Below are 23846 nucleotides of genomic sequence, written 5' to 3'. Positions count from 1 at the left end.
GACGACCGTCCGTTACCGCCCGATGCTGCCCAGTGAACGGTGGGATGTCGGAGTGCGATGGGGACGCGAGGTTCGTCGATGCCTCCGAGGTGGACGACGGCAACCCGTCCCCGGATGCCGGGAACCCCGACCGTTACTCGATGGCGGTCGAATCGACCCTTCCTATTGCCGTGGGGCGTCCAACCGGGACAGGATGGCGAGGCGTGCGGGAAACCTTCTCGTAACCTGCGTGCTGCTGGTCTCTGTCACAAGGAAGTGGGAGTCAGTCATGAGCGACGCGTCGACGGCACTGGGTGTACGCCTCTACCCGGACCTGGTCGAGCACGGTGGTCTGGCCCCCGCCCTCATCGAGACCGCCACCCGCCACGGGCTCGACATCGGCCGGGTCACCGCCCCCGAGCAGGGCCGCAGCCGCTTCACCTGCGCCGAACTGCACTCCGACCAGGGCGTGGTCTGCGTCAAGCTGGGCTCGCAGGCCCGATACTTCATGATCGACCTGCGGATCTCCGGCGAGGTCCTCGGGCGTGGCGACGTCATGGACCTGCTGCAGGTCGCCCAGGTGGCTGCCGCCTGGCAGGCCGGGCTGCCGTTCGCCGAGCTCACCGCCCGGTTCCCGTTCATGGAGGAGATCAAGCACCGCCCGGCCCCGGTAGCCCAGGTCGGCTGATCCGGCGCTGCCGTCAGCAGCGCAGTCGGGGCGGCAGCGGTGACGCCACCCCGACGTCACGGTTCAGGTAGGTCGACTGCACGAAGGCGACGAAACGTTCCGCATCGGCCGCGGTGGAGGCCGACCCGAACGAGACACGGACCGCGCCGCCGGTCGGCAGGCGCAACGCGTCGAGATACTGGTCGATCGTGTCGACGCGCGCCAACAGTCGCCGCCGCACCGACTCTCTCCTGATCCCGAACGCGCCCTCGCCCGCGCCCGGATTGCAGAAACAGCCGGTCCGCAGGGAGAACCCGGCCGCCGCGGACTCCCGTGCGACGAGCCGCTCGTCGATGAGGGTGCCGTCCGGGTGGCGGAGGTTGAACGTCACCGTCCCGCCCCGCGCCGCACCCGTCGTCGGCCCGTACACCTGCACCAGCGGCCCGCCCGAGTCGTGCCGCAGTGTGGTCAGCCGTTCCAACAGCCATTCGGTGAGCAGGCCGACGCGGGTGTGGACGAGTTCGACGCCGATCGAGTCCAGCCAGCGCAACCCGAACTCCACGTCCGGGATGCTCAGGAAGTTGAGTGTGCCGTCCTCGAACGCCGACTCGTCGTCAGTCGACCGGTGCCAGTCGCCCTGCACACTGACCGCGCGAATGGTGCCACCGGCGAACCACGGCCGGCGCAGCCGGGCCAGTGCCCCACGGCGGGCCAGCAGCGCGCCGACCCCGGTGGGGTAACCGAACAGCTTGTACCAGCTCAGGCACACGAAATCGGGCCGCACGACGCCGAGGTCCAAGCGGTTCGTCGGCACGAAGGCGGCGGCGTCGAGCAGCACGTCGTACCCGCGTTGGTGGGCCACCTCCACCCAGCCCAGCGGGTGCTGCACGCCGGAGAAGTTGCTCTGCGCCGGATAGGCGAACAGGCCCGGACCACCGGCCCGACCCCGTCGGCCGGCCAGGCCGCCCCGGCCCGCGTCCAGCACCGCGACCAGATCCGACTCGGCGACCCGCAGGTCCGGCCCGCTCAGCGGTACGTAGCGCGTGGTCGCCCCGGCCGCCCGGGCGTACTCGCGGACACCGTTGACCGAGTTGTGGTTGTCCCAGGTCAGCACCAACGACCTGCCCCGGCGGAAGTCGTACGCCTCGCCGACCAACCGGCAGGCGCCACTGGCGTTCGGGGTGAAGACGACCGCGTACTCGGCCGGGTCGGCGCGGAAGAAGTCGAGCACGGCGCGTCGGGCCGACTCCACCAGCGAACCCGCCGCGCCGCTGGTGGGGTTCTCCGAGTGCGGGTTGCCGTACAGGCCGGCGAGCAACCGATCGTGGTGCTCGCGTACCTGGGACTGCGCGGCCACCCCCGACCCGGCGTAGTCGAGATACACCTGCCCGTTCCGGTCCAGGTGTTGGTATTCGGTGGCGCGCAGGTCGTCGATCCGGCTCGTGGCGGCATAACCGGGCCACGCCGTCGGCGAGGCGGGTGCCGCCGGTTCACCGGTGGCCACGGGAGCCCTTTCGTGCCAGCACCGCCCAGGTGGCCGTCAGGAAGAGCACCACGAAGCCGCCGAGCACCAACCAGTTCACCCACACCGGACGGGAGAAGCTGTCGCCGTACGTGGCGAGCAGCGGCGGACCGAGCGGGGACCCGCCGTCGCGCCAGAGTCGCTCCACCCCGGCGGTGTGCCCCAGGGCCTCGAACGCCCACCGGTTCGACATGGCGTAGCTGAGCCACTGACCGCCGACCGCCATGGCCGGCACCGGCAGGATCGCACCGACGAACAACACCTGCGGGAAACAGAGCATCGGCAGCATGAGCGTCGCCTGGGCCGGGTCGGACACGGCCGCGGAGCACAGCAGACCGAGGGCGAGCGCGGCGGTCGAGGAGAGCAGCAGGGTCGCGTACAGGGCGGCGAAGTCGGGGCCGTCGACGGGTGGCAGCCGGTCGATGCCACGGAGGACCCCGAGCAGGGCCAGGTCCACCAGGGCCAGCAGCGGCAGCAGCACCGCGACCTTTCCCATCAGGTACGGCACCAGTCGGACGCCCGCCAGCCGCTCCCGGCGCAGGATCGGTAGCTCGGTGCAGATCTGCAGCAGCCCGTAGGTCAGGCCGAAGAAGAAGCCGCCGAACGCGATCCAGAACAGGATCATCACGGTCACCGTCGGGCTCGGCCGGGTCGGATCGAACGCTCCCGGGCGGAACAGCAGCGCGAACATGCCGAGCACCATCAGCGGCGAGCCGAGCAGGATCGCCAGGGTCAGCCGGTTGCGGGCGACGATCTCCGTGTTGCGTGCGGTGAGGACGGCCCACTGGCGCAGCCGGCCGACGTGCTCGGGTGCGCCGCCGCCAGCGTCGGTGGTGCGGGCCGGCCGATCGGCGTCGCGCCGCCGCTCGGCGAACCGGTCGGGCCACTCGGTGGGGTCCGTCGCCTGGTCGAGTCGCAGGTGCACCTCGGCGAGGGACCGCAGGTCGAAGAACTCCCGGGCCGCGGCCGGGGTGCCGGTGAACGCCAATCGTCCGTCGCGGGTCAGCACGACCACCCGGTCGCAGTGGTCCACGTCGGTGATCTGGTGGGTGGTGAGCACGACGGTGGTCCCCGTGTCGGCGAGCGCGCGGAGCACCTGGATCAGCTCCACGGCGATCGCCGGGTCCAGCCCGGACGTGGGTTCGTCGAGGAGGAAGACGCCGGGCCGGGTGAGCAACTCGACAGCGATGCTGGCGCGCTTGCGCTCGCCGCCGCTGAGCAGGCCCACCCGGGTGCCGGCCCGTTCGTCGAGGCGCAGTTCGGCGAGCACCTCGGCGACCCGGTCGACGACCTCGGCCGGCCCGGTGGAGCGGGGCAGGCGCAGTCGGGCCGCGTACCGCAGGGTGCGGGCCAGGGGCAGCTCCCGGTGGATGATGTCGTCCTGCGGGACGAAACCGATCGTGCCCGGGTCGGCGGTGCCGTCGTACGTCACGGTGCCCGCCGTCGGTCGCCGTACGCCCCCGAGCAGCTCCAGCAGGGTGGTCTTGCCGGCGCCGCTGGCGCCGATGATCGCGACCAGCTCGCCCGGCGCGACGGCCAGCGAGACGTCGTCCAGGATCTGGCGACCGCCCCGGACGCGCTGCCCGAGACCACTGGTGGCGATGCCGACGCCGGTGCGCGGGGGAGCGGTGGTCTGCTCGGTCGTCATGTCGATCGCCCGATCCGGTCGGTGAGGGTCCGCCTGAACATCGTTCCTCGCCGATGTTACTGAGTGGTCCGGTCGATGTGCCGGCCGGATCGGCCGGCGCTGTCCGCCCACTCAGTCGATCGTGGTCCGTGCCTCCGCCGGCACCTGGAGAAGGTCCAGGCAGTTGCGCCACAGCGTCTCCAACTGGGTTGGATCGTTGAGCAGCTTCGCGAGCAGGACCCGTCCCTCGATCTGGGCCACGATGGACCGGGCGGCCTCCCGGACGTCGACCGACGGGCCGGCCAGGCCGCGTTCCTTCGCCTCGACGACGACCTTCTCGATGAGGGCGATCTGCTCCTCGAAGATCTCCTGGAGTCGACCGCGGATCTCCTCGGCCTGGTTGCTGAGTTCGAGGGCGAGGTTGCCGAACAGGCAGCCGGCGACCACACCGGATTTCTGCTGGCCGACGCGCTGGATCTCCTCGGTCGCCACGAACAGGTCCCGTAGCCGCCGCAGCGGGTCGTGCTCGGTGCCGAGCAGTTGCTCCCACTGGCGGCGCTGGGTGACCCAGTGCTCGTCGATGACGGCGCGGGCGAGGGCCTGCTTGGATTCGAAGAAGTAGTAGAAGCTGCCCTTCGGCACGCCGGCCGTGGCGCAGATCTCGGCCACGCCCAGGGCCGAGTAGCCGCGCTGCTCGATCAGCGTGGCAGCCGCGTCGAGGATCTTGTTCCGCGCGTCACTGGTCCGTCCCATGCTTTGACGATACACGACCGGTCGGCTAGCTTTTAGTAGACCAGTCGTCTAGCGATCGTCCGGTCGGGCCACCAGGTCCGGCCGCCAGGGCTTCGGCCAGTCAGGAGAGGGTTCCCATGAGCACCAGTCAGGTACAGAAGGTCGTCGTGGTCACCGGCGCGTCCCAGGGCATCGGCGCCGGCCTCGTGGACGCCTACCGCAAGCTCGGCTACGGCGTGGTCGCCACCTCGCGCTCGATCGGCGCGTCCGACGACCCGCAGGTCGTCACCGTCCGGGGCGACATCGCCGACGCCGACACGGCGCAGCGGGTGGTGGAAGTCGCCCTCGACCGTTTCGGGCGTATCGACACCCTGGTGAACAACGCGGGCGTCTTCGTCGCCAAGCCGTTCACCGACTACACCGACGAGGATTTCGACCAGGTGACCGGGATCAACCTCGCCGGGTTCTTCCACCTCACCCGGCGCGTCATGCCGCACCTGCTGGTCAGTGGCGCCGGCCACATCGTCAGCATCACGACCAGCTTCGTCGACCAGCCCAACTCGAACGTCCCGTCGGTGCTCGCGTCGTTGACCAAGGGTGGCCTCAGCTCGGCCACCAAGTCCCTGGCCATCGAGTACGCGGGTCGCGGTGTGCGGGTCAACGCCGTCGCGCCTGGCGTCATCAAGACCCCGATGCACCCGGTCGAGACGCACGAGACACTCGCCGGCCTGCACCCGGTGGGACGGATGGGCGAGACCAGTGACGTGGTCGAGGCCGTCGTCTACCTCGAGTCCGCCCCGTTCGTCACCGGCGAGATCCTGCACGTCGACGGTGGCCAGAACGCCGGTCACTGACCTGACCCGATCCCGAAAAGGAGCAGGCGATGCCGATCGTCACCATCCAGATCACCCGCGAGGGCAGCACGCCCGGCACGTCCGCGGCGACCGCCGAGGAGAAGGCCGCCCTGATCAAGGGCGTGAGCGAGCTGCTGCGCGACGTCCTGAACAAGCCGTTGACATCGACCTTCGTGGTGATCAACGAGGTCGCGACCGAGAACTGGGGTCGGGGCGGCCTCCCGGTCGATCAGTTCCGCCGACAGCAGAGCGCCGAATAGGGAGAGACTCAGGCATCCCGAGATGGCACCGCCCTGATAGCGGCCGGCCGGCCCGGTGGCATGAACGGGGCGGCGGGGGGAAGGCCGGCCGTTGCCGAACAGGAGGGCCGGGATGAGAGCCGTCGTCTACGCCGACGTCCGAACCGTCGCCGTCCGGGAGGTGCCCGACGCGACGCTGGAGGAGGAGACCGACGTGCTCGTGCGGATCACCTCCACCGCTCTCTGCGGCACCGACCTGCACATGTACGACGGACGAACCGGCGCGGACCCCGGGCTGGTGCTCGGTCACGAGCCGCTGGGCGTGGTGCAGGAGGTGGGCAGCGCGGTGCAGACCGTCCGGCCGGGCAGTCGGGTGGTGATCCCCACGCACCTGTTCTGCGGGACGTGTGTGATGTGCGCGCGGGGGTTCTCGGCGGCCTGCCTGCGGGCCCGGGCCGACGCGCCGGGCGCGGCGTACGGCTACGCCGGCATGGGCCCGTACCGGGGTGCCCAGGCCGAGCTGCTGCGGGTGCCGTGGGCCGACGCCAACTGCGTGCCGGTGCCCGGTGAGCCGGGCGACGCGTACGAGGACGACTTCGTGCTGCTCGCCGACGCGTTCGTCACCGGCTGGCACGCCGCCGCGACCCTGGCCGGGGTCGAGGCCGGGGACACGGTGGCCGTGTTCGGCGCCGGCACCGTCGGCCTGTTGGGCGCCTACTCGGCCCTGCTGAGAGGCGCCCGCGTCGTCTACTGCGTCGACGGAGTCGACGCCCGGCTCGACAAGGCGGGCGAGATCGGCGCGGTGCCGATCGACTTCCGCCGTGGTGACCCGGTCGAGCAGATCCGCGCCGACCGGGCCCGGGCCGGGTTGCCGCTCGGCGAGGAGAAGGTGGGCGGGGTGGACAAGGTGATCGACGCGGTCGGGTTCCAGGCCCGGGACCGGGAGCACCCCGAGCGGGAGCGCCCGAACCAGGTGATCGCCGATGCGGCCCGGCTGGTCAACCCGGTCGGCGCGATCGGGGTCGCCGGCGTCTACCCGGACCGGGACCTGCGCCCCGCCCCCGGCGCGGACGACCGCGAAGACCTCGTCGCGCCGTGGGGGACGCTGTTCAGCAAGGGTGTCGCGGTCCGGTTCGGCCGTACCCACGACCGCCGCTACACCGTGCTGCTGCGCGACCTGGTCGTCGCCGGTCGTGCCCGGCCCAGCGTCGTCGTGACCCATCACGGCACCCTGGCCGACGCGCCGGAGTTGTACCGCCGCTTCGACCGCCGGGAGGACGGGGTCATCAAGGCGGTGCTGCGCCCGAGCTGACGCGTGGGCCGCGGCCGGCGACCCCCGAATCGGCCTTAAGGGGCGTTAGGCCACGATCCCTCTCCTGGTGACGGGCGCGTCGAGACGACAGTCGTCGATCCGGCTCCTCGGGAGAGGCGTGGGTCACACCACCTGCGGCTGGGTCCGCGTGGCGTCCCGGAGGCGCCGCCGGCGTGGCGACCCGATCAAGGTCATTCGATGGTGCCGAGCGCGCGGGCGCGTCGACCGTCGTCAGGTTGCCGCCGATCATGCCTGGTGGCGGTGCGTGTCAAGGGGTCGTCGGGCCTGATCTCGGCGGGGCTAGCATTTGACAACGTTGCCACCGGCGCGCGAGGGTGCCGGGAGGGGCTGCGGATGCGGCTGTGACGGGCGAATACTGCGCTACGTCTATATTGCCGGATTGTTACATTTTCAACAGGCCCTCGCCTTGCGGATGACCCTCCGGCCGCAATACGTTGCCGTCAACAACAAAACCAAGTGAAGGTTCAACCTTCCGGAGGCAACCGATGACGTTGGCGAGGTGGTACGAGCTATGAGCGACGTGCCGATCCTCCTTGAGATGCGCTCCATCACCAAGGAGTTCCCCGGAGTCAAGGCCCTCTCCGACGTCAACCTGGTGGTTCGCGCCGGCGAGATCCATGCCATCTGCGGCGAGAACGGTGCGGGCAAGTCCACGCTGATGAAGGTGCTCAGCGGGGTCTACCCACACGGCAGCTACGACGGCAAGATCGTCTACCAGGGGTCGGAGAGCAAGTTCTCCGACATCCGGTCCAGCGAGAGCGCCGGCATCGTGATCATTCACCAGGAGCTCGCGCTCATTCCAGAGATGTCGATCGCGGAGAACATCTTTCTCGGCAACGAACCGCGCAAGCGGGGCGCGATCGACTGGACGGCCGCGAACCGGATGGCGCTGGACCTGATGGCCCGGGTCGGTCTGGAAGAGGACCCGGACACCCTGATCAAGGACATCGGGGTCGGCAAGCAGCAGCTCGTGGAGATCGCCAAGGCGTTCGCCAAGGACGTCAAGCTGCTCATCCTGGACGAGCCGACCGCTGCTCTGAACGAGGCCGACTCCCGGCACCTGCTGGATCTGCTGCGCGGCTTCCGCTCCCGCGGCATCACCTCGATCATGATCTCGCACAAGCTGAACGAGATCGAGGCGATCGCCGACCAGATCACCATCCTGCGCGACGGCCGGACGGTGGAGACCCTCGACGTCAAGGCGGACGGGGTCGACGAGGACCGGATCGTGCGGGGTATGGTCGGTCGCGAGCTGAGCAGCCGGTTCCCGGACCACACCCCGAAGATCGGTGACGTCTTCTTCGAGGTCCGCAACTGGAACGTCCGGCACCCGATCTCCGCCGAGCGGCAGGTCTGCAAGAACGAGAGCTTCGTGGTGCGTCGCGGTGAGATCGTCGGCTTCGCCGGTCTCATGGGCGCGGGCCGCACCGAGCTGGCGATGAGCGTGTTCGGCCGCTCCTACGGGGTGTACGAGTCGGGCACGATCATCAAGGACGGCAAGGAGATCGTCCTCAAGTCGGTGGCGGACGCCATCGACAACGGGCTCGCGTACGTCAGCGAGGACCGCAAGGCGATCGGCCTCAACCTGCTCGACGACATCAAGACGTCGACGGTGGCCGCCAAGCTGTCCAAGATCTCGCACCACGGCGTGCTGAACGAGGTCGAGGAATACCAGGCGGCCGAGTCGTACCGCAAGGAGCTGCGGACCAAGGCCCCGACGGTCGACGAGGGCGTCTCCAAGCTCTCCGGCGGCAACCAGCAGAAGGTCGTCCTGGCCAAGTGGATGTTCACCGACCCGGACCTGCTGATCCTCGACGAGCCGACCCGCGGCATCGACGTGGGCGCCAAGTACGAGATCTACGGCATCATCCAGCGGCTCGCCGACCAGGGGAAGGGCGTCATCGTCATCTCCTCGGAGCTGCCTGAGCTGATCGGGCTCTGCGACCGCATCTACACCGTGTTCGAAGGTGCCATCACGGGCGAGATCGCTCGGGCGGACGCGGACCCGGAGACCCTCATGAAGCAGATGACCTCGACGAAGAAGTTGGCCACCCGATGAGCCGTATCAAGGACCTTCAGAAGAACCTGTTCGGAGGCACGACCTCCAACGCCCGCCAGTTCGGGATGATCTTCACCCTGGTGGCGATCGTCGTCCTGTTCCAGATCCTGACCGACGGCCTGACGCTGCGGTCGGACAACCTGATCGCGCTGTTCCAGCAGAACTCGTACATTCTGATTCTGGCCATCGGCATGCTCATGGTGATCGTGGCGGGGCACATCGACCTGTCGGTCGGCTCCGTCGCCGCGTTCGCCGGCATCCTGGTGGCCAAGTCGATGGCCGAGTGGGACCTGCCCTGGCCCGCCGCCATCGTGTTCGGCCTCGCCATCGGCGCGGTCATCGGCGCCTGGCAGGGCTTCTGGGTCGCGTACATCGGAGTGCCGGCGTTCATCGTGACCCTGGCCGGCATGCTGCTGTTCCGCGGCGGTAACCAGTTCATCGGTAACGCCAACACCATCCCGGTGCCGGAGGGCTTCCGGGAGATCGGCGCGGGCTTCCTGCCCGAGTTCGGACCGAACACCGGCTACAACAACGCGACGTTGCTGCTCGGCCTGGCCGCCGCCGTGGCCGTGGTGTGGCGGGAGCTCCAGGCGCGCAAGACCCGCCGGGCGATGGACGCCGACCCGGCCCCCATGTGGGTCTCGATCCTGCGGATGGCCGTCATGGTCGGCGTGATCGCCTTCGCCGCGCTGCGCTTCGCCAGCGGTCGCGTCGGCACCAGCTTCCCGATCTCGGGCATCATCCTGGTGCTGCTGGTCATCGCGTACTCCTTCTACACCCGCAACACGGCCGGTGGTCGGCACATCTACGCGGTGGGCGGCAACTCCCGGGCGGCCGAGCTGTCCGGCGTGAAGCTCAAGCGGGTCAACTTCTTCGTCATGATGAACATGTCCGTCCTGGCCGCCCTGGCCGGCATGATCTTCGTGGCCCGTTCGGCGGCCTCCGGTCCGCAGGACGGCAACGGCTGGGAGCTGGACGCCATCGCCGCGGTCTTCATCGGCGGCGCGGCCGTCTCCGGCGGTATCGGCACCATCAGCGGCTCCATCGTCGGTGGTCTCGTCATGGCCGTGCTCAACAACGGCCTGCAGCTGATGGGCGTCGGCACCGACCGGGTCCAGATCATCAAGGGCCTGGTCCTGCTGCTGGCCGTCGCGATCGACGTCTACAACAAGAGCCAGGGGCGCTTCTCCATCATCGGGAGCCTGATGCGACCGTTCCGTCGCGAGGACTCCGCCCCACCCGCCTCACCGCCGGACGCGGAGCGCGAGCCCGCCAAGGCAGCGGTGTCCGGCTGACGGCCACCGACCTCTCCACCCGTCTCACATCAAGAAAGGCAAGTCCTCACCATGCGTAAATTCTTTGGCACGTCGGTGGTCGCGGTCAGCGCCGCCGCCATGCTGGCCCTCGCGGGCTGCGGCTCCGGCCGCGACGGCGACAGCAACTCCGGCGGCGAGGCCGCCAAGGGCTTCGCGGCGAACTCGCTGATCGGCGTGGCGCTGCCGGCCAAGACCTCGGAGAACTGGGTCCTCGCCGGTGACCTGTTCACCAACGGCCTCAAGGAGGCCGGTTTCCAGGCTGACGTGCAGTACGCCGGCGCGTCGACCACGGTCGCCGACCAGCAGGCCCAGATCACCGCCATGACCACCAAGGGCGCCAAGGTCATCGTCATCGGCGCGACCGACGCCGCGCAGCTGTCGACCCAGGTCGCCGCCGCGCACGCCGCCGGTGCCAAGGTCATCGCGTACGACCGGCTCATCACCAACACGCCGGACCTCGACTACTACGTCGCGTTCGACAACTTCAAGGTCGGCCAGCTCCAGGGCCAGGCCCTGCTGGACGGCATGAAGGCCAAGAAGCCGAACGGCCCGTACAACATCGAGCTGTTCTCCGGCTCGCCGGACGACAACAACGCCGGTGTCTTCTTCAACGGTGCGATGGACGTCCTCAAGCCGGAGATCGACAAGGGCAACGTCGTCGTCGCCTCGGGTCAGAAGGACGTCAAGCAGACCGCCATCCAGGGCTGGAAGGCCGAGGGTGCGCAGGCCCGCATGGACCAGCTGCTGACCTCGACCTACGGCAACAAGGAGCTGGACGGCGTCCTCTCCCCGAACGACACCCTGGCCCGCGCGATCCTGACCTCGGTCAAGGGCGCCGGCAAGCCGACCCCGGTGGTCACCGGTCAGGACTCCGAGGTCGAGTCGGTCAAGTCGATCGTCGCCGGCGAGCAGTACATGACGATCAACAAGGACACCCGCAACCTGGTGAAGGAGACCATCAACATGGTCAAGGCTCTCCAGGCCGGTAACACCCCGCAGGTGAACGACACCAAGTCCTACAACAACGGCAGCAAGGTCGTCGACACGTACCTGCTCCCGCCGGTCGCCGTCACCAAGGCGAACGCGGCTGAGGCGTACGCCAACGACCCGAAGCTCGCGCCGCTCACCAAGTAAAGCGCACGGTAGGCAGCAACGCCGATGGGTCCCGGGTCTTCACTACCGGGACCCATCGTCGTCTCCGCACCTGCGCGCCCATCGGTATCGACCCGGAAGGAGGTCTGACCGTGGCGGCACCAGTCCGGTCCAGGCCGGCCGGCGTCGGTCGTACCACCGAATCCCCGCTGCCGCCGCTTCCCGGCGCGAGTCAGGAGGAGATCCGGCGGCAGAACCTCGGCGCCGTCCTGCGCTACGTCCACCTGCACGGGCCGACGTCCCGGGCGGAGCTGACCAGCCGACTCGGTCTCAACCGCAGCACCATCGGCGCCCTGGCCGCCGATCTGGTCGCCGGCGGACTGGTCACCGAGGGAGCGCCGGCAAGCGTGCGCCGCGCCGGTCGCCCCTCCCTGGTCGTCAGTCCCCGCTCCGACCGGGTGTACGCGCACGCTCTGAGCATCGACGCGGGCCGGCTGCGCGCCGCCCGGGTCGGCCTCGGAGGGCAGATCCTCGACCTGCGGGAGGTCCCCCGCCTCGGTGGCATGTCGGCGATCGACGCCGTCGGACCCCTCGCCGACCTGGTCCGCGACATGGAACGGTCCGTGGCCACGGACGCGCTGCTGGTCGGCGGCGCGGTCGCGGTGACCGACACCACCCGCGACCCGGACGGCAGGATCCAGATCGCCGGTGTCGACGAGACGCTGGGCATCGCCCTCCAGGCGCAGTTCACCGCCGGCCCGGGCTTCGTCGCCGGCGACCTGGCCGACATCGCCGCCCTGGCCGAACACGTGCGGGGCGTGGCGACCGGCAACGACGACGTCATCTACCTGCACGGCGACCTCGGCATCAGCGCCGGCATCATCGTCGGCGGCCGACTGATGATCGGCCACCGGGGGCACAGCGGCAAGGTCGGCCACATGGTCGTCAACCCGAACGGCCTGCCCTGCGGCTGCGGTTCGCGGGGCTGCTGGGAGACCGAGATCTCGGAGGCCGCCCTGCTGCGGCACGCCGGCCGGGACCCGAGCGACCGCGCGGCGGTGGCCGAGGTGCTGCGCGCGGCGGCGGACGGCGACCGGGTCGCCCGCGACGCCGTCGAGCAGGTCGCCGACTGGCTCGGCTTCGGGGTGGCCAACCTGGTCAACGTGGTCAACCCGGACGCCGTGGTGTTCGGTGGATCGCTGCGCGACATCTTCACCGCCGGTGCCGACGTGGTGCGCGAACGGCTGGACTCCATGCCGCTGCCGGCCTCCCGCGAGCACCTGCGGCTGCACGCCGCGGCCCTCGGCCGCGACGCCGTCCTGATCGGCGCGGCCGAGGTGGCGTTCGACAAACTGCTGGCCGACCCGCTCAACGTCGGCGTCGCCGGTCAGGTGGACTCCGCCGACCCGGCCTAGCGGATCTCCCGCAGCACGCTGGTGCCGCTACCCGACCGGGACTCCCAGGTCCAGCTCTCCCGCAGCTCCAGGCGACCGTCGGCCGCCACCCCCACCTCGGTCACACAGTGCCCGGAGGACGTCTGCCCCTCGGCGTTGAGCTGGACGTAGCGGAAGTCCAACCGGTCGTCCTCCCGGGTGCCGACGAGGTGGCCGCGCCGGATGGAGCCGCCGACGTACTCGGCCCACACCTCACCGGCCCGCTCGTGGTACGTGAAGACCGTCTCGGTGCCCACCTCGCCGGCCACCACGTCCGTCACCGCGGCGAACCGCCGGCCGTCCAACGAGATCGTCATGCCACGACGCTAGTCGACCGACTGCTGCCGGGCGCCCCCCGGTCGCTCTCCGCCACCGGGGGCGCGGTCGGTCAGCCGCCGGGACGCAGCACCCGGCCGGGACCGGCGGCGTTGTCGGCGGCGGCCTGGGAGCGTTGCGCTCCGGTGACGCACACGTCGTCCCCGATGAACGCCTCGCGCCACACGTAGCCGGCGACGCAGGTGTGCGGGCCGTACGGGCCACTGACCCAGCGACTCGCGGCGACCGTGTTGTCCGCGAGCACCTGGGATCGCGTCGTGCCGGTCACACAGACATAGTCGGACTGGTCGGCGTCGCGCCACACGTACCCGCTGACGCAGGTGTTCGGGCCGGACACCAGCCGGGCCGGGTTGCGACGGGACGCGGCGGCGGCGTTGTCGGCGGCGGCCTGGGTGCGTTGCGCCCCGGTGACGCACACGTCGTCCCCGGCGTACGCCTCGCGCCACACGTAACCGGAGACGCAGGTGTGCGGGCCGTACGGGCCGTTCACCCAGCGGCTCGGTGCGGCGGCGTTGTCCGTCCACACCTGGCTGCGGGTGGCGCCGGTGACGCAGACCAGGTCGCCCGCGCGGGCCTCGCGCCAGACGTACCCTTGGAGGCAGCGGTTGACCACGTCGGTGGTCACGGTCACCGAGGCGGCGTTGCCGGAGAGCCAGTTCACGCCGATCTGCACGCCGCCCGCGTTGAGCGACTGGGCCGGACCGCCGCCGGGGCCGGTACGCAGCAGGGTGGGCGTGCCGTTGCGGACCTCGTGCAGCAGCACCGTGTCGGCCGGGATGCCGGCGCTCCAGCCGGTCTTCCGGCGGAACTCGACCGTGTAGTAATGGAACAGGTCGGCCGGGTCGAACGGAATCCGGATCAGCTGCGGGCCGCTGGCGGCGGGCACCTCCAGCGGGGCCAGGGTGAGGGTGCGCGAGCCGACCCCGTCGGCGGCCATGGTGAAGATGCGGTTCTTCGGCAGCCAGCCCAACTCGTCACGGTTGGGGCCGTTGAGCCCGACCGCGCTGGTGCCGTAGTTCGCGGTGCCGAAGGCGTAGATGTGCATCGCGCTCATCTCGTCCCACGGGTCGTCGTACTCGCCCGGCTGGGACCACGGCGCGTTCTGGTAGGTGGTGTCGTTGGAGAACGAGTGGCCCAGGTTGTAGCCGTGCAGCATCTCGTGCGCGGCGAAGCCGACGTTCCAGGCGCCCGGGTCGAGCAGCACCCGGCCACCGGCCGCACCGGAGTCCACCCAGTCGTTGAGCATGACCGCGATCCGGTTGCCCGCGGGCACCACGTAGCCGGCGGCCGCCGCGGTGTCCACGCAACGCTGGGTGCGGGTCCACCGGTCGATCGAACCGAACTGCGCCAGGGTGTACGGCATCGTGTACCACCCCCGGACCACCGAGCCGGCCAGCGACACCCGTCCGCCGGACTGGTCGGCCAGGTAGTCCGCCACGCCGCCGGTGTCGACGCCGGTCGCCGTGAGGAAGTCGGCGAAGTGCGTCGGCGTTTTGGGCTCCGCCGGCTTGTCGCTGAACTTGCACAGCAGCACCGACCACGGGGTGGCGTTGCGGATCGGGTTGGCGGCCGCCGGGGCGGCCGGCAGTGCCACCGCTCCCAGCACGGCGCAGGCGAGCGCCACGGCTGACGCGGCGACCCGACGGAGGACTCTGGACTTCACGCGTACGCTCCCATCGCTGCGGCCCGCCGGACGCGGGCCCTGCGGTCCACATCGGAGCACCGATCGTGACCGCGTCGACGCGTTCAGTCGCGTTGGCGACGGGCCGGAATCCGACTGCGCTGGTCAGCAGCGTGTCGGTGCCCGGCGTTAGGCTCACCGACGTGGGTGTGCACCAGCTCGATCGCGCGCAGGCACGACGGATCGCCGTGCGGGCCCAGCTGTTGGCCGACCCGCGCCCGACCGACCTGCTGACCGTGGTGCGGCGGCTGACGCTGGTGCAGATCGACCCCACGGCTGCTGTCGCGCCGAGCGCGGACCTGGTCTGTTGGAGCCGGCTCGGCTCGTCGTACCAGCCCGCGCAGTTGCGTCACGCCCTCGAACGGGACCGGACGCTCTTCGAGCACCAGGCCATGCTGCGACCGATGGACGACCTGGGGCTCTACCTCGCGGCGATGGCCGCCTGGCCCGCTCACGAGCGGCACCGCGAGTGGCTGCGCGCGAACGACGCGTTCCGGCGGGACGTGCTCGACCTGCTCGGTCGCTCCGGGCCACTGCTGTCCCGCGACATCCCGGACACCTGCGCGGTGCCCTGGCCGTCGTCGGGGTGGACCGACAACCGCAACGTCACCCAGATGCTGGAGTTCCTGGTCGCCCGTGGCGAGGTCGCGATCGCCGGTCGCCAGGGCCGGCAACGGCTGTGGGACGTCGCCGAGCGCGTCTATCCGGCCGGCATCCCCGTCCTGCCGCTGGATCAGGCGCTGCGGGTCCGCAACGAGCGCCGACTGCGCGCGCTGGGCATCGCCCGGGCGAAGACACCCGTCCTGCCGGGCGAGCCGGCGGAGGTCGGCGACGCCGGTGAGCCGGCGGTGGTGGAGGGAGTCCGGGGGGTCTGGCGGGTGGACCCGGCCGCGCTCGGGCAGCCGTTCACCGGGCGTACGGCGTTGTTGTCGCCGTTCGACCGCCTGGTGCACGACCGGGTCCGCCTCGAAGAGATCTTCGAGTACGAGTACGTGCTGGAGATGTACAAGCCGAAGGCGAACAGGCGGTGGGGCTACTTCGCGTTGCCGATCCTGCACGGCGACCGGCTGGTCGGAAAGGTGGACGCCACGGCCGACCGTCGGCGCGGCACGTTCACCGTGCACGCCGTGCACGAGGACGTGCCCTTCACGCCACAGGTGAGCCGTGCCGTGCACGACGAGCTGCGCGAGCTGGCGTCCTGGCTCTCGCTGACCCCGGAGGGTCTGCGCTGACGGGTGCTCGCCGAGGCCCCGGCTCCCCGACGAGCACCCGTCGTCCACCTCTCGGCTAGGCGATCCGGCGCACCCGGCGCACGGCCAGGTAGAGCAGCAGCAGGGCGAGGGCGACGAAGATGCCCGTCTCGATGCCCTGGAACAGCCAGAACCGGTCGGCCGGCTGGTAGAGCTGCCAGTTGTACGCGCCCGGTTCGAGGCCCAGTTCGGCGCCGCAGACCCGACCGTCCGGCCCCTTCCCGCCCGGCGGGCACTGGATCCGGGTGTCCTCCGCGATCATCGTCCCGTCCGGGTTCCGGACCCCCTGGGCGAGGATCCAGTCCCCCCGGCTGGTCTCCCGTGCTTCGTCCCCCTCGATCGGGAAGGTCTTGGTGCGGGCGGCCTGGTAGTGCGGCCGGGCCAGGATCTCCACCGCCGCCCGTACACCGATGAACCCGGCGAGGGTGATGCCCATGGCGGGCAGCATCCGCTTCCAGACGGTGCCGGCGAAGACGCCCAGCGCCACGGCGAAGAGCGTGTAGCCGATCGGGACGATGCCCTGCAGATCGAAGACGATCAGGCCGAGGCGACCCTCCTGAGCGGCCTGGGTCAGCGGCTCCACCCACCACGACATGCCCAGCCCGTAGCCGATCGCGAGGAGCAGCACAGCGGCGCCGACCAGTCCGAACTTCGTCAGCGCCCACCGGGTACGGCCGACGCCCTGGGTCCAGACGAAGCGGTGCGTGCCCTGCTCCACCTCCCGGGCGACCAGCGGGGCGCCCCAGAACAGGCCGACCAGCACCGGCAGGGTGATCAGCAGGACGGCCAGCAGGTTGAGGCTGCCGTACTGGTTGCTGAAGCGGTGGAAGCCCGCGTCGCATGTCTCGCGGGTCGTCGTGGCCACGTCGGCACGGGCGAGCTGACTCACGCAGTCCGTCAGCCCGAGGTCGGCGAAGGTGTTCCGCATCGACAGGCCGATCGGCACCAGTGCGGCCGCGAGCACGGCGAACGCCAGCAGTGTGAAGAGGGCCTGCTTGCGGTGTTGCCGCCAGGTCAACCAGATCATGCTGCTACCCCCCACTCGCTGTGACTGGTCTGCGCGGTGCCCTCGGCGAGGTAGGCCAGGACGACGTCCTCCAGGCTCACCTCGCGGATCGTCCAGGCCGGATCGGTGACCGGCCCGTCGGTGCGGACCAGCAGTGTCGACTGCCGGTCGGTGTGGCTGGCCCGGACGACGGCGGCGACGCCCCCGATCGGGCCGCCGTCGTGCCGTGGGCCGACCAGTTGGCGGTGCTCGGCGACCAGGTCGTCGACCGAGCCGGTGAGCTGCACTTTGGCGGCGTTCAGCACGATCAGGTAGTCGCAGACGCGCTCCAGATCGGCCAGCAGGTGCGAGGAGAGCAGGACGGTGGTCCCGGAATCCGCGACGCTGCCCATCAGCGACTGGAGGAACTCACGCCGGGCCAGCGGGTCGAGGCTGGCGACCGGCTCGTCGAGCAGCAGCAACCGGGGCTGCTTGGCCAGCGCCAGGGCCAGCGCCACCTGGGCCCGTTGCCCGCCGGAGAGTTTGCCAACGGGTCGGTCCGGTGGGATGCCGAGCTGCGCCAACCGGGTGCGGGCCAGCGGTGCGTCCCACCGCTTGTTCAGCTTGCCGCCGGCCACGACCAGCTCGGACGCCGTGAAGTCCCGGTAGAGCGGGGTGTCCTGGGCGACGAAGCCGATGTCGGCGAGGCCGTCCGTGTCGCCGTACGGCGACCGATCGAACACCCGTACCGTGCCCGCGTCGGGCTTGAGCAGCCCGACGGCCAGGTGCAACAGCGTGCTCTTGCCCGCGCCGTTTGGCCCGACCAACGCGGCGATCCGGCCGGCCGGCAGGCGCAGTGAGCAGTCCCGCAACGCCCAGGTGCTGCCGTACCGCTTGCCCAGCCGGTCTGCCTCCAAGACATGGTCCATTCTCTGTCCTCTCGTTGCGCTCATGCGGGTTCCTTCTGCGGGGTGTCGTCGGCGAGGGTGGCGCGCAGTGTGGTCTCCACCAGGGCGATGACGTCCTCGGCGGTGAGGCCGGCGGTCTGCGCCCGGTGCAGCCAGGCGACCAGGTCGTCGCGTAGCTCGGCCTGGTTGGGCAGGGACGCGCCGGCAAGGGTGCGCTGGACGAACGTGCCCACCCCGGGTCGGCCGCCGACCAGACCCTCGATCTCCAGCTCCCGGTACGCCTTCAGCACCGTGTTCGGGTTGATCGCCAGGGATTGCGCGACGTCCCGGACCTTCGGCAACTGGTCGCCCGGTGTCAGCAGACCGACCCGCAGCGCCTGTTTCACCTGCTGCACGAGCTGCATGTAGGTGTTCACCTTCGACCGGCTGTCCAGTACGAACTCGATCACTCGCGATGATCCTTCCTGTTGTCCTACGACAGTAGGACTAATAGACAGCTTCACCGGCGGGGTGACTGCTGTCAAGGGCGGCGCGGTGCCCGTCCTGCCCGCGACGGCGCGTCACGGGCGGCTGCCCGGCGTGTCCGACCTGGTGGCACCGGCAGGCCAGAGGTTGGCACCGACGGGTCAACCGCTTGGGAAGGGAACCGGCAGCAACCCAGGTGGAAGGGGAGGTGTGCGATGGTCGCCAACGAACTGACGACGCCGAGGGCTACGCCACTGCAGGTGGCCCGCGCCCGCGGGCGGGTACGCGGGCGGCTGATCCTGCTCGGCCCGGCGTTCGTCGCCGCGGTCGCCTACGTCGACCCGGGCAACTTCGCCACCAACTCCGCCGCCGGTGCCCGCTACGGCTACCTGCTCGTCTGGGTCGTGGTGGTGGCCAACCTGATGGCGATGCTGGTGCAGACGCTCACCGCGAAGCTGGGCCTCGCCACCGGTCGCAGCCTGCCCGAGCTGTGCCGGGAACGCCTGCCGAAGCCACTCAACAAGGCCATGTGGGTGCAGGCCGAACTGGTCGCCATGGCCACCGACCTGGCCGAGGTCATCGGTGGTGCGGTCGCCCTGTACCTGCTCTTCGGCATCCCTCTGCTGCCCGGCGGGATCATCATCGGCGCCACCGCGTTCGCCGTGCTGGCGCTGCGCTCGCGGGGCTTCCGCGCCTTCGAGGTCGCCATCGCCGTGGGGCTGGGCGTCATCGTCCTGGCCTTCGCGGCGAACCTGCTCGCCGCCGGCTCCGACCCGGGCTCCGCCGTGGCCGGCCTGGTCCCTCGGCTCCAGGGCACCGACAGCGTGCTGCTGGCTGCCGGAATCCTCGGTGCCACGGTCATGCCGCACGTCATCTACGTGCACTCCGCGCTGACCCGCGACCGCATCCCCGCCACCGACGACACCGAGCGTCGGATCCTGTTCCGTGGTCAACGCACCGACGTGCTGCTCGCCCTGAGCGCGGCCGGCGCGGTCAACCTCGCGATGCTGCTGATCGCCGCGGCGAGCTTCCGGGGCGGCGGGCCGGGCGGCGCGGACACCCTGGAGGGTGTGCACGCCGGGCTCGGCCAGACCATCGGCACCGCGGCGGCGTTCGGTTTCGCCATCGCCCTGCTGGTCTCCGGGCTGGCCTCCACGAGCGTCGGGACCTACGCCGGTGAGGTGATCATGGAGGGCTTCCTGCGGCGGCGGATTCCGCTGCTGCTGCGCCGACTGGTCACCCTGGTGCCCGCGCTCGCCGTGCTCGCCATCGGCCTCGACCCCACCCGGGCGCTGGTGCTGTCCCAGGTCGTCCTCAGCTTCGGCATCCCGTTCGCGCTCATCCCGGTGGTCGCCTTCACCCGCCGTCGGGACCTGATGGGCAACCTGGTCAACCACCCGCTCACCACGGCCGCCGCGTCCCTGGTGGCGGTCCTGGTGGTCGCGCTGAACGCCTTCCTGCTCTGGCAGGTCGTCGCCGGGTGACCCGGCCGATCATGCGTGCCCGCCGCGCAGCAGGGCGATGATGTCTCCGACCGTCCGACGACCCTCAGGGGTCGGCATGATCGGCCAGTCGTGGATCATCCCCTCGCCGACGTGCAGGTGGAGATCGGTCCCGGCCACCTCTTCGGCCCGGTCCCGGAGCAGGACGGCATCGGGGAAGAGGACATCGCGTGTGCCGGCGTACACGTGGACGAGTCCGAGGTCGTCCAGGTGGCCGCTCAGCGGACTGACCTGCGGGTGCGAAGGATCGGCGGGAACTGCCCAGCGGGCCGCGAGAACTCGGATGTGTTCGAGATTCAGCAACGGATCGTGAGGTGCGATGTCGGCGATCTTCGGATTGGTGAAGGTCAGATCGAGGGCGGGTGAGATCAGGACGGTGATATCCGGCCGCCGGTGGTGCGGGGTCAGGGCCTGCAGCACGGACAAGGCGATGGTCCCGCCCGCTGAATCACCGATCAGGGCGGTCGGTCCCTGCTTCTGGACGTGCTGGGACAGGCGCAGCATGACCGGAAGGACGTCGGCGTGGGTGGCGGTGGGCAGGCGCGGGTACAGGGGCAGGACGACTTCGCGGCCGGATTCGACGGCGATCCGGGCGGCCAGCCTCCAGTGCTGCCTGGTGATGGGGGCGGCCCAGGCGCCGCCGTGGATGTAGACGGCGTAGTGCTGCACCGGATTGGCGGGCGTCAGCCGATAGACGGTCCAGCCGTCGAACTCTTCCCGCCGGACCGTGACACCCGGCAGACGCGGCGGGGCCGGGTTGGTCACTTCGGCGAGGAACCGGCTGGGCTTGAACTGTCGCTTCCGCACTCCTGCCACGCGCAGCAGACCGACAACGGTTCTGCTGGTCAGGCTGGGGCTCACGGGTTCACGACCTGGTACGAGCCGGAGCGCACGTCGTCCGGCAGGGCGGGACCGCCGGTGCTCCAGCCGAACGTGGTGCGCGCCTTGAGGGAGGTGATGCGCGCCGAGGATCGGAGCAACGCGGCCATCGGCCCCATGGCGCTCTCGGCCTGTTCGGCGGTGATCGAGGTCGCGGTGGTTCCGGTCAGGTCCGCGATCGCCTCGGCGAGTTCGCGGAAGGTGAACTGTCGCGGTCCGGCCGCGTCGTAGGTGCCCGCCACCGGGCGCTCCAGGGCCGTCAGGTACAGGCGGGCGAGATCGTCCACGTGCACCGGGGTCCACTCGTTGTCGCCGGCGTCGATGTAGGTGGCCGTGCCCGAACTGGTCGCGGCATCGATCAGACTGGTCAGCAGGAGGGAGCCGCCTCGACCGTAGACCAGACCCGCGCGGATGATGATGCCGGTCAGGCCCGCCGCCTCGCGCACCAGTCGCTCGCCGACGAGCTTGAACGGCTGCAGGCCCGGCTCCGGCAGTTCTGCGTCTTCGTCCCGGGAATGGGTGGGGTCGAGCCCGTAGACCAGATTCGTGCTGGTGTAGAGGAACGGCTTGCCGGTGCCCGCCTTGCCCGCCCCACGGGTCAGCGCCTCCACGGCGGCGGCCTCCGCCCTGACCGCGTCCTCGCCACCGAAATAGTCGACCGCGGTGTGCACCACCGCATCAGCCTCCGTCGCGGCCTTCTCCAGGAGCGCGGTGTCGGTCAGGTCGCCGAGCAGAGGAACCGCGCCCGCCTCTGTCGCCTTGGCTGCTGACTCCGGGGACCGGGTCAGCGCTACTACGTCGTGGCCTGCCGCCATGAAGTGTTCGACGAGCACCGAGCCCAGGTAGCCGGTGCCGCCGGTGATGAGGATCTGCATGGTCTCTCCAGAGCCGAGTGAACAATGAAACGGATGAAGTATCCGTTTGCCAACCGTAGCACGAACCGGATGGATCATCCGTTTCATCGTCCGGAGCCGCCCGTTCCAGGGCCGCGGGCTCCAGGCGGGGCAAGTGGAGCCCTTATCCGCTTATGCTGGAGGAGTGACCGCTTCGCCGCTCCGCAGGGACGCAGTACGCAACCGCCAGCGGATCATCGAGATCGGCCGGCAGCTGGTCGCGGACGGCACCCCGATTCAGCTGAACGAGGTGGCCCGCGCGGCCGGCGTCGGGGTCGCCACGGTGTACCGGCACTTCCCGACGCCTCAGGCACTGGTCGAGGCGGTGTCGGTGGACGGACTCGAGACGCTGATCCAGGCCGCCGAACGGGCCGTGCAGCAGGACGACCCCTGGGCTGCTTTTCATGATTTCCTGGTCAGCGTCGTGGACGCGCAACTACTCGACGACGCCCTGTCCTCGGTGCTGTCCACGCCCACGGCCACCCTGCCGGGCACAGCGCACCTGCTCGATGAGTTGTCCTCGCTGTTCGGCGAACTGTTCGCTCGGGTCAGGGCGGCAGGGCTGCTGGCGCCCGGCATCACGCTCGCCGACATGACGCCACTGATGTGTGGCATCGCCTTCTCGGCCAGGATGCATCCCGCCGCCGATGCACAAGAGCAAGCCGCAGCCGGCCGTCACTACCTCGATGTCGTACTGAACGGGATGCGGGCCCGCTGAGCGCCACGGGGATCGAGAACCAACCCGGCCGACCCCGAGGGATCCACGACCTCACGCACTAAGTCCGGCGGCCCTCGTCGCGCGTCGGGATCGCCTGACGCTGTTCGAGGGCGTCCGCCGGGTTCGCGTCGGCCGGCAGCGACGTCACGTCTTCGAGTACGCCCCCCGGCAGGGCGCCCTGCTCGGCCAGGTCCGCCTCGGACGCCTCGGGGTCGACGTCACCCGACGCCCGGTCCGGCGGCCCGTAGTCGACAGCGCTCTGCCGTTGCTCCTGGGCGTCCGCCTCCGGAGGAGGGAACGTGTCGCCCTGATCATCCCGGTACGTGCTCATCGGAGCCTCCTCGCGACGGTTGTCGGCATGCCACCGGGTCGCTGCCTACCCGCGGTGGTCGTCCGCACGCCTGTCCCGGCCTGTCCCGGCGGCCAGTCCCAGCCCCAGCAGCGCGCACACCGAGCCGACCAGGAAGAGCAATGAGGCGGCCGGTTGACCGAGCCACTCCCAGAACGGGTGCCAGGCCGGGTGCGGCTCGCCGAGGTGGTGATGCAGCAGCGACGGTACGGCCAGCAGCACCGGCAGCCACCACAGCACCACGGCCACACCCAGCAGGATGCTCACGGCGGCGCCGCGCTGTGCGGAGCGGCGGCTGGTCCAGCCGAAGACCCACCACCCGGCCACCGCTCCCAGCAGCGTGCCGAGCACCCCGGCGGGCACCACCAGCGGCGGTGGCGCGCGGTGCAGCTCGACCGCCAGGTAGGCGGCGTCGGCGGCGGTCTGCGACGAGATCGAGGCGTTCAGGATGGTGTCGCCGCGTCGAGCGACCAGCGTGGTGTCGGTGATCGCCAGCCGGGTGGCGCACATCTTGTCCGCGCAGCTGATGCGCTCGGCCACCTGCGGGTCGTACACCGTCCAACCGGCGCCGGTGAGGCGGTCCCGGGCCACCGCGACGATCTGCTCGGCGGGCACCGGTGGCGGGCCGAAGGCGGCGGCGCTGGTGGCGCTCTCCTGGTATGCACCGCGGTCGCCGAGCACCAGGGTCTTCACGGTGCCCAGCCGCAGCGCGTGCCGGTAGACGACGAAGAGCGCGGGCGGGGTGTCGATCTCGCCGACGTCGTGACCGGGAAAGACCATGGTCAGGATGGCGGCGGCCTCGGCTCGGGTCGGGCTGCGGCCGGGACGAATCCCAGGCGGCCCGGCTGGCCAGCGCGCCGGTGAAGAGGCCACAGACGATCGCGGCGAGCGGCACCCAGGCGACAGCCGCGCCCCTGCTCGGACGGCCCAGCCGGTGGAGCAGCCGCCGCCCGAACGGGCGGGCCGCCGAGGTGTCGGTCCCGGGCATGATCATCCTTCCGGTCGCGAACGGGGCGGAGCGACGGTA

The 23846-nt window shown here is 70.5% G+C and carries 23 protein-coding genes; 11 read left to right on the top strand and 12 right to left on the bottom strand.

Annotated features, from left to right (window positions below; translation table 11 throughout):
- Positions 1–268: 268 nt before the first annotated feature.
- Positions 269–667, top strand: coding sequence for a hypothetical protein (locus tag O7617_RS02850; protein WP_282261315.1), 399 nt, complete (start codon positions 269–271; stop codon positions 665–667).
- A gap of 13 nt (positions 668–680) precedes the next feature.
- Here O7617_RS02850 and O7617_RS02845 read toward each other — a convergent pair whose 3' ends face one another.
- The 3 genes from O7617_RS02845 to O7617_RS02835 form a co-directional block, all read right to left on the bottom strand.
- Complete coding sequence (locus O7617_RS02845) at positions 681–2150, bottom strand: aminotransferase class V-fold PLP-dependent enzyme (protein ID WP_282261313.1); 1470 nt, start codon at positions 2148–2150, stop codon at positions 681–683.
- Complete coding sequence (locus tag O7617_RS02840) at positions 2137–3816, bottom strand: ATP-binding cassette domain-containing protein (protein WP_282261311.1); 1680 nt, start codon at positions 3814–3816, stop codon at positions 2137–2139. Before O7617_RS02840 ends, O7617_RS02845 begins: the two co-directional genes overlap by 14 nt.
- 111 nt (positions 3817–3927) lie before the next feature.
- The gene (locus O7617_RS02835; RefSeq protein WP_282261310.1) at positions 3928–4548 is read right to left on the bottom strand and encodes a TetR/AcrR family transcriptional regulator; all 621 of its coding nucleotides are present in this window, start codon (positions 4546–4548) and stop codon (positions 3928–3930) included.
- A 116-nt stretch (positions 4549–4664) separates the two neighbouring features.
- On the opposite strand from O7617_RS02835, the gene O7617_RS02830 reads away from it, so the two are divergent.
- The 7 genes from O7617_RS02830 to O7617_RS02800 all read left to right on the top strand — a co-directional run bounded on the left by O7617_RS02830 (position 4665) and on the right by O7617_RS02800 (position 12835).
- The gene (locus O7617_RS02830; protein WP_282261308.1) at positions 4665–5381 is read left to right on the top strand and encodes an SDR family oxidoreductase; all 717 of its coding nucleotides are present in this window, start codon (positions 4665–4667) and stop codon (positions 5379–5381) included.
- Positions 5382–5410: 29 nt separating this feature from the next.
- Positions 5411–5641 (top strand): 4-oxalocrotonate tautomerase family protein, encoded by a 231-nt coding sequence (locus tag O7617_RS02825; RefSeq protein ID WP_282261306.1) that lies wholly within the window; start codon positions 5411–5413, stop codon positions 5639–5641.
- Between the two features lie 112 nt (positions 5642–5753).
- Positions 5754–6932 carry a glutathione-independent formaldehyde dehydrogenase gene (locus tag O7617_RS02820; RefSeq protein WP_282261303.1) on the top strand — a complete coding sequence of 393 codons (1179 nt, stop codon included), beginning with the start codon at positions 5754–5756 and terminating at the stop codon, positions 6930–6932.
- A gap of 532 nt (positions 6933–7464) precedes the next feature.
- Positions 7465–9012: a multiple monosaccharide ABC transporter ATP-binding protein gene (mmsA, locus tag O7617_RS02815; RefSeq protein ID WP_282261301.1), complete on the top strand. Its 1548-nt coding sequence runs from the start codon at positions 7465–7467 to the stop codon at positions 9010–9012.
- Positions 9009–10307, top strand: coding sequence for a multiple monosaccharide ABC transporter permease (gene mmsB / locus O7617_RS02810; RefSeq protein ID WP_282261300.1), 1299 nt, complete (start codon positions 9009–9011; stop codon positions 10305–10307). Before mmsA ends, mmsB begins: the two co-directional genes overlap by 4 nt.
- 51 nt (positions 10308–10358) lie before the next feature.
- Entirely contained in the window at positions 10359–11462 is a 1104-nt protein-coding gene (locus tag O7617_RS02805; RefSeq protein WP_282261299.1) for a sugar-binding protein, read from the top strand.
- Positions 11463–11572: 110 nt separating this feature from the next.
- Positions 11573–12835, top strand: a complete 1263-nt coding sequence (locus tag O7617_RS02800) for an ROK family transcriptional regulator (RefSeq protein ID WP_282261296.1) — start codon at positions 11573–11575, stop codon at positions 12833–12835.
- Here O7617_RS02800 and O7617_RS02795 read toward each other — a convergent pair.
- Both O7617_RS02795 and O7617_RS02790 read right to left on the bottom strand, forming a co-directional pair.
- Positions 12832–13170: a hypothetical protein gene (locus O7617_RS02795; RefSeq protein ID WP_282261294.1), complete on the bottom strand. Its 339-nt coding sequence runs from the start codon at positions 13168–13170 to the stop codon at positions 12832–12834. The two genes, O7617_RS02800 and O7617_RS02795, sit on opposite strands and share 4 nt — an antisense overlap.
- A 71-nt stretch (positions 13171–13241) precedes the next feature.
- A complete protein-coding gene (locus O7617_RS02790; protein ID WP_282261292.1) occupies positions 13242–14852 on the bottom strand; it encodes a hypothetical protein in 1611 nt (536 codons plus the stop codon).
- A gap of 161 nt (positions 14853–15013) precedes the next feature.
- Here O7617_RS02790 and O7617_RS02785 point away from each other — a divergent pair, with 161 nt between their 5' ends.
- Positions 15014–16102 (top strand): crosslink repair DNA glycosylase YcaQ family protein, encoded by a 1089-nt coding sequence (locus O7617_RS02785; protein WP_282261291.1) that lies wholly within the window; start codon positions 15014–15016, stop codon positions 16100–16102.
- 55 nt (positions 16103–16157) lie between these two features.
- On the opposite strand, the gene O7617_RS02780 is transcribed toward O7617_RS02785, so the two are convergent.
- From O7617_RS02780 to O7617_RS02770, 3 genes are read right to left on the bottom strand one after another with little or no spacing between them, the layout of a single operon-like run.
- The gene (locus O7617_RS02780; RefSeq protein ID WP_282261289.1) at positions 16158–17147 is read right to left on the bottom strand and encodes a transporter; all 990 of its coding nucleotides are present in this window, start codon (positions 17145–17147) and stop codon (positions 16158–16160) included.
- Entirely contained in the window at positions 17144–18034 is an 891-nt protein-coding gene (locus O7617_RS02775) for an ABC transporter ATP-binding protein (RefSeq protein ID WP_282261287.1), read from the bottom strand. Before O7617_RS02775 ends, O7617_RS02780 begins: the two co-directional genes overlap by 4 nt.
- 20 nt (positions 18035–18054) lie before the next feature.
- The gene (locus O7617_RS02770) at positions 18055–18462 is read right to left on the bottom strand and encodes a GntR family transcriptional regulator (RefSeq protein ID WP_269680165.1); all 408 of its coding nucleotides are present in this window, start codon (positions 18460–18462) and stop codon (positions 18055–18057) included.
- 231 nt (positions 18463–18693) lie between these two features.
- Here O7617_RS02770 and O7617_RS02765 point away from each other — a divergent pair, with 231 nt between their 5' ends.
- Positions 18694–19962: an Nramp family divalent metal transporter gene (locus tag O7617_RS02765; RefSeq protein WP_282261284.1), complete on the top strand. Its 1269-nt coding sequence runs from the start codon at positions 18694–18696 to the stop codon at positions 19960–19962.
- Positions 19963–19971: 9 nt separating this feature from the next.
- Here the strand turns inward: O7617_RS02765 and O7617_RS02760 are convergent, their stop codons facing one another.
- A complete protein-coding gene (locus tag O7617_RS02760; RefSeq protein ID WP_282261283.1) occupies positions 19972–20787 on the bottom strand; it encodes an alpha/beta hydrolase in 816 nt (271 codons plus the stop codon).
- Positions 20788–20837: 50 nt separating this feature from the next.
- Positions 20838–21812, bottom strand: a complete 975-nt coding sequence (locus O7617_RS02755) for an NAD-dependent epimerase/dehydratase family protein (RefSeq protein WP_282261282.1) — start codon at positions 21810–21812, stop codon at positions 20838–20840.
- Between the two features lie 85 nt (positions 21813–21897).
- On the opposite strand from O7617_RS02755, the gene O7617_RS02750 reads away from it, so the two are divergent.
- Positions 21898–22470, top strand: a complete 573-nt coding sequence (locus tag O7617_RS02750; RefSeq protein WP_282261280.1) for a TetR/AcrR family transcriptional regulator — start codon at positions 21898–21900, stop codon at positions 22468–22470.
- A 58-nt stretch (positions 22471–22528) separates the two neighbouring features.
- On the opposite strand, the gene O7617_RS02745 is transcribed toward O7617_RS02750, so the two are convergent.
- Both O7617_RS02745 and O7617_RS02740 read right to left on the bottom strand, forming a co-directional pair.
- Positions 22529–22801: a hypothetical protein gene (locus O7617_RS02745; protein WP_282261278.1), complete on the bottom strand. Its 273-nt coding sequence runs from the start codon at positions 22799–22801 to the stop codon at positions 22529–22531.
- Between the two features lie 45 nt (positions 22802–22846).
- Positions 22847–23599, bottom strand: coding sequence for a hypothetical protein (locus O7617_RS02740; protein WP_282261277.1), 753 nt, complete (start codon positions 23597–23599; stop codon positions 22847–22849).
- Between the last annotated feature and the right edge of the window lie 247 nt (positions 23600–23846).

Source organism: Micromonospora sp. WMMD1155 (assembly GCF_029581275.1).
GTDB lineage: Bacteria > Actinomycetota > Actinomycetes > Mycobacteriales > Micromonosporaceae > Micromonospora.
The sequence above is the reverse complement of the archived record's forward strand: the minus strand, read 5'-3'. Positions and strand labels throughout refer to the sequence as shown.

Coding starts and splice junctions, on each gene's coding strand:
- O7617_RS02850 (WP_282261315.1), top strand. CDS start 269: ATGAGCGACGCGTCGACGGCACTGGGTGTACGCCTCTACCCGGACCTG.
- O7617_RS02825 (WP_282261306.1), top strand. CDS start 5,411: ATGCCGATCGTCACCATCCAGATCACCCGCGAGGGCAGCACGCCCGGC.
- O7617_RS02795 (WP_282261294.1), bottom strand. CDS start 13,170: ATGACGATCTCGTTGGACGGCCGGCGGTTCGCCGCGGTGACGGACGTG.
- O7617_RS02830 (WP_282261308.1), top strand. CDS start 4,665: ATGAGCACCAGTCAGGTACAGAAGGTCGTCGTGGTCACCGGCGCGTCC.
- O7617_RS02835 (WP_282261310.1), bottom strand. CDS start 4,548: ATGGGACGGACCAGTGACGCGCGGAACAAGATCCTCGACGCGGCTGCC.
- O7617_RS02805 (WP_282261299.1), top strand. CDS start 10,359: ATGCGTAAATTCTTTGGCACGTCGGTGGTCGCGGTCAGCGCCGCCGCC.
- O7617_RS02755 (WP_282261282.1), bottom strand. CDS start 21,812: ATGATCCATCCGGTTCGTGCTACGGTTGGCAAACGGATACTTCATCCG.
- mmsA (WP_282261301.1), top strand. CDS start 7,465: ATGAGCGACGTGCCGATCCTCCTTGAGATGCGCTCCATCACCAAGGAG.
- O7617_RS02820 (WP_282261303.1), top strand. CDS start 5,754: ATGAGAGCCGTCGTCTACGCCGACGTCCGAACCGTCGCCGTCCGGGAG.
- O7617_RS02775 (WP_282261287.1), bottom strand. CDS start 18,034: ATGGACCATGTCTTGGAGGCAGACCGGCTGGGCAAGCGGTACGGCAGC.
- O7617_RS02840 (WP_282261311.1), bottom strand. CDS start 3,816: ATGACGACCGAGCAGACCACCGCTCCCCCGCGCACCGGCGTCGGCATC.
- O7617_RS02780 (WP_282261289.1), bottom strand. CDS start 17,147: ATGATCTGGTTGACCTGGCGGCAACACCGCAAGCAGGCCCTCTTCACA.
- O7617_RS02765 (WP_282261284.1), top strand. CDS start 18,694: ATGGTCGCCAACGAACTGACGACGCCGAGGGCTACGCCACTGCAGGTG.
- mmsB (WP_282261300.1), top strand. CDS start 9,009: ATGAGCCGTATCAAGGACCTTCAGAAGAACCTGTTCGGAGGCACGACC.
- O7617_RS02740 (WP_282261277.1), bottom strand. CDS start 23,599: ATGGTCTTTCCCGGTCACGACGTCGGCGAGATCGACACCCCGCCCGCG.
- O7617_RS02745 (WP_282261278.1), bottom strand. CDS start 22,801: ATGAGCACGTACCGGGATGATCAGGGCGACACGTTCCCTCCTCCGGAG.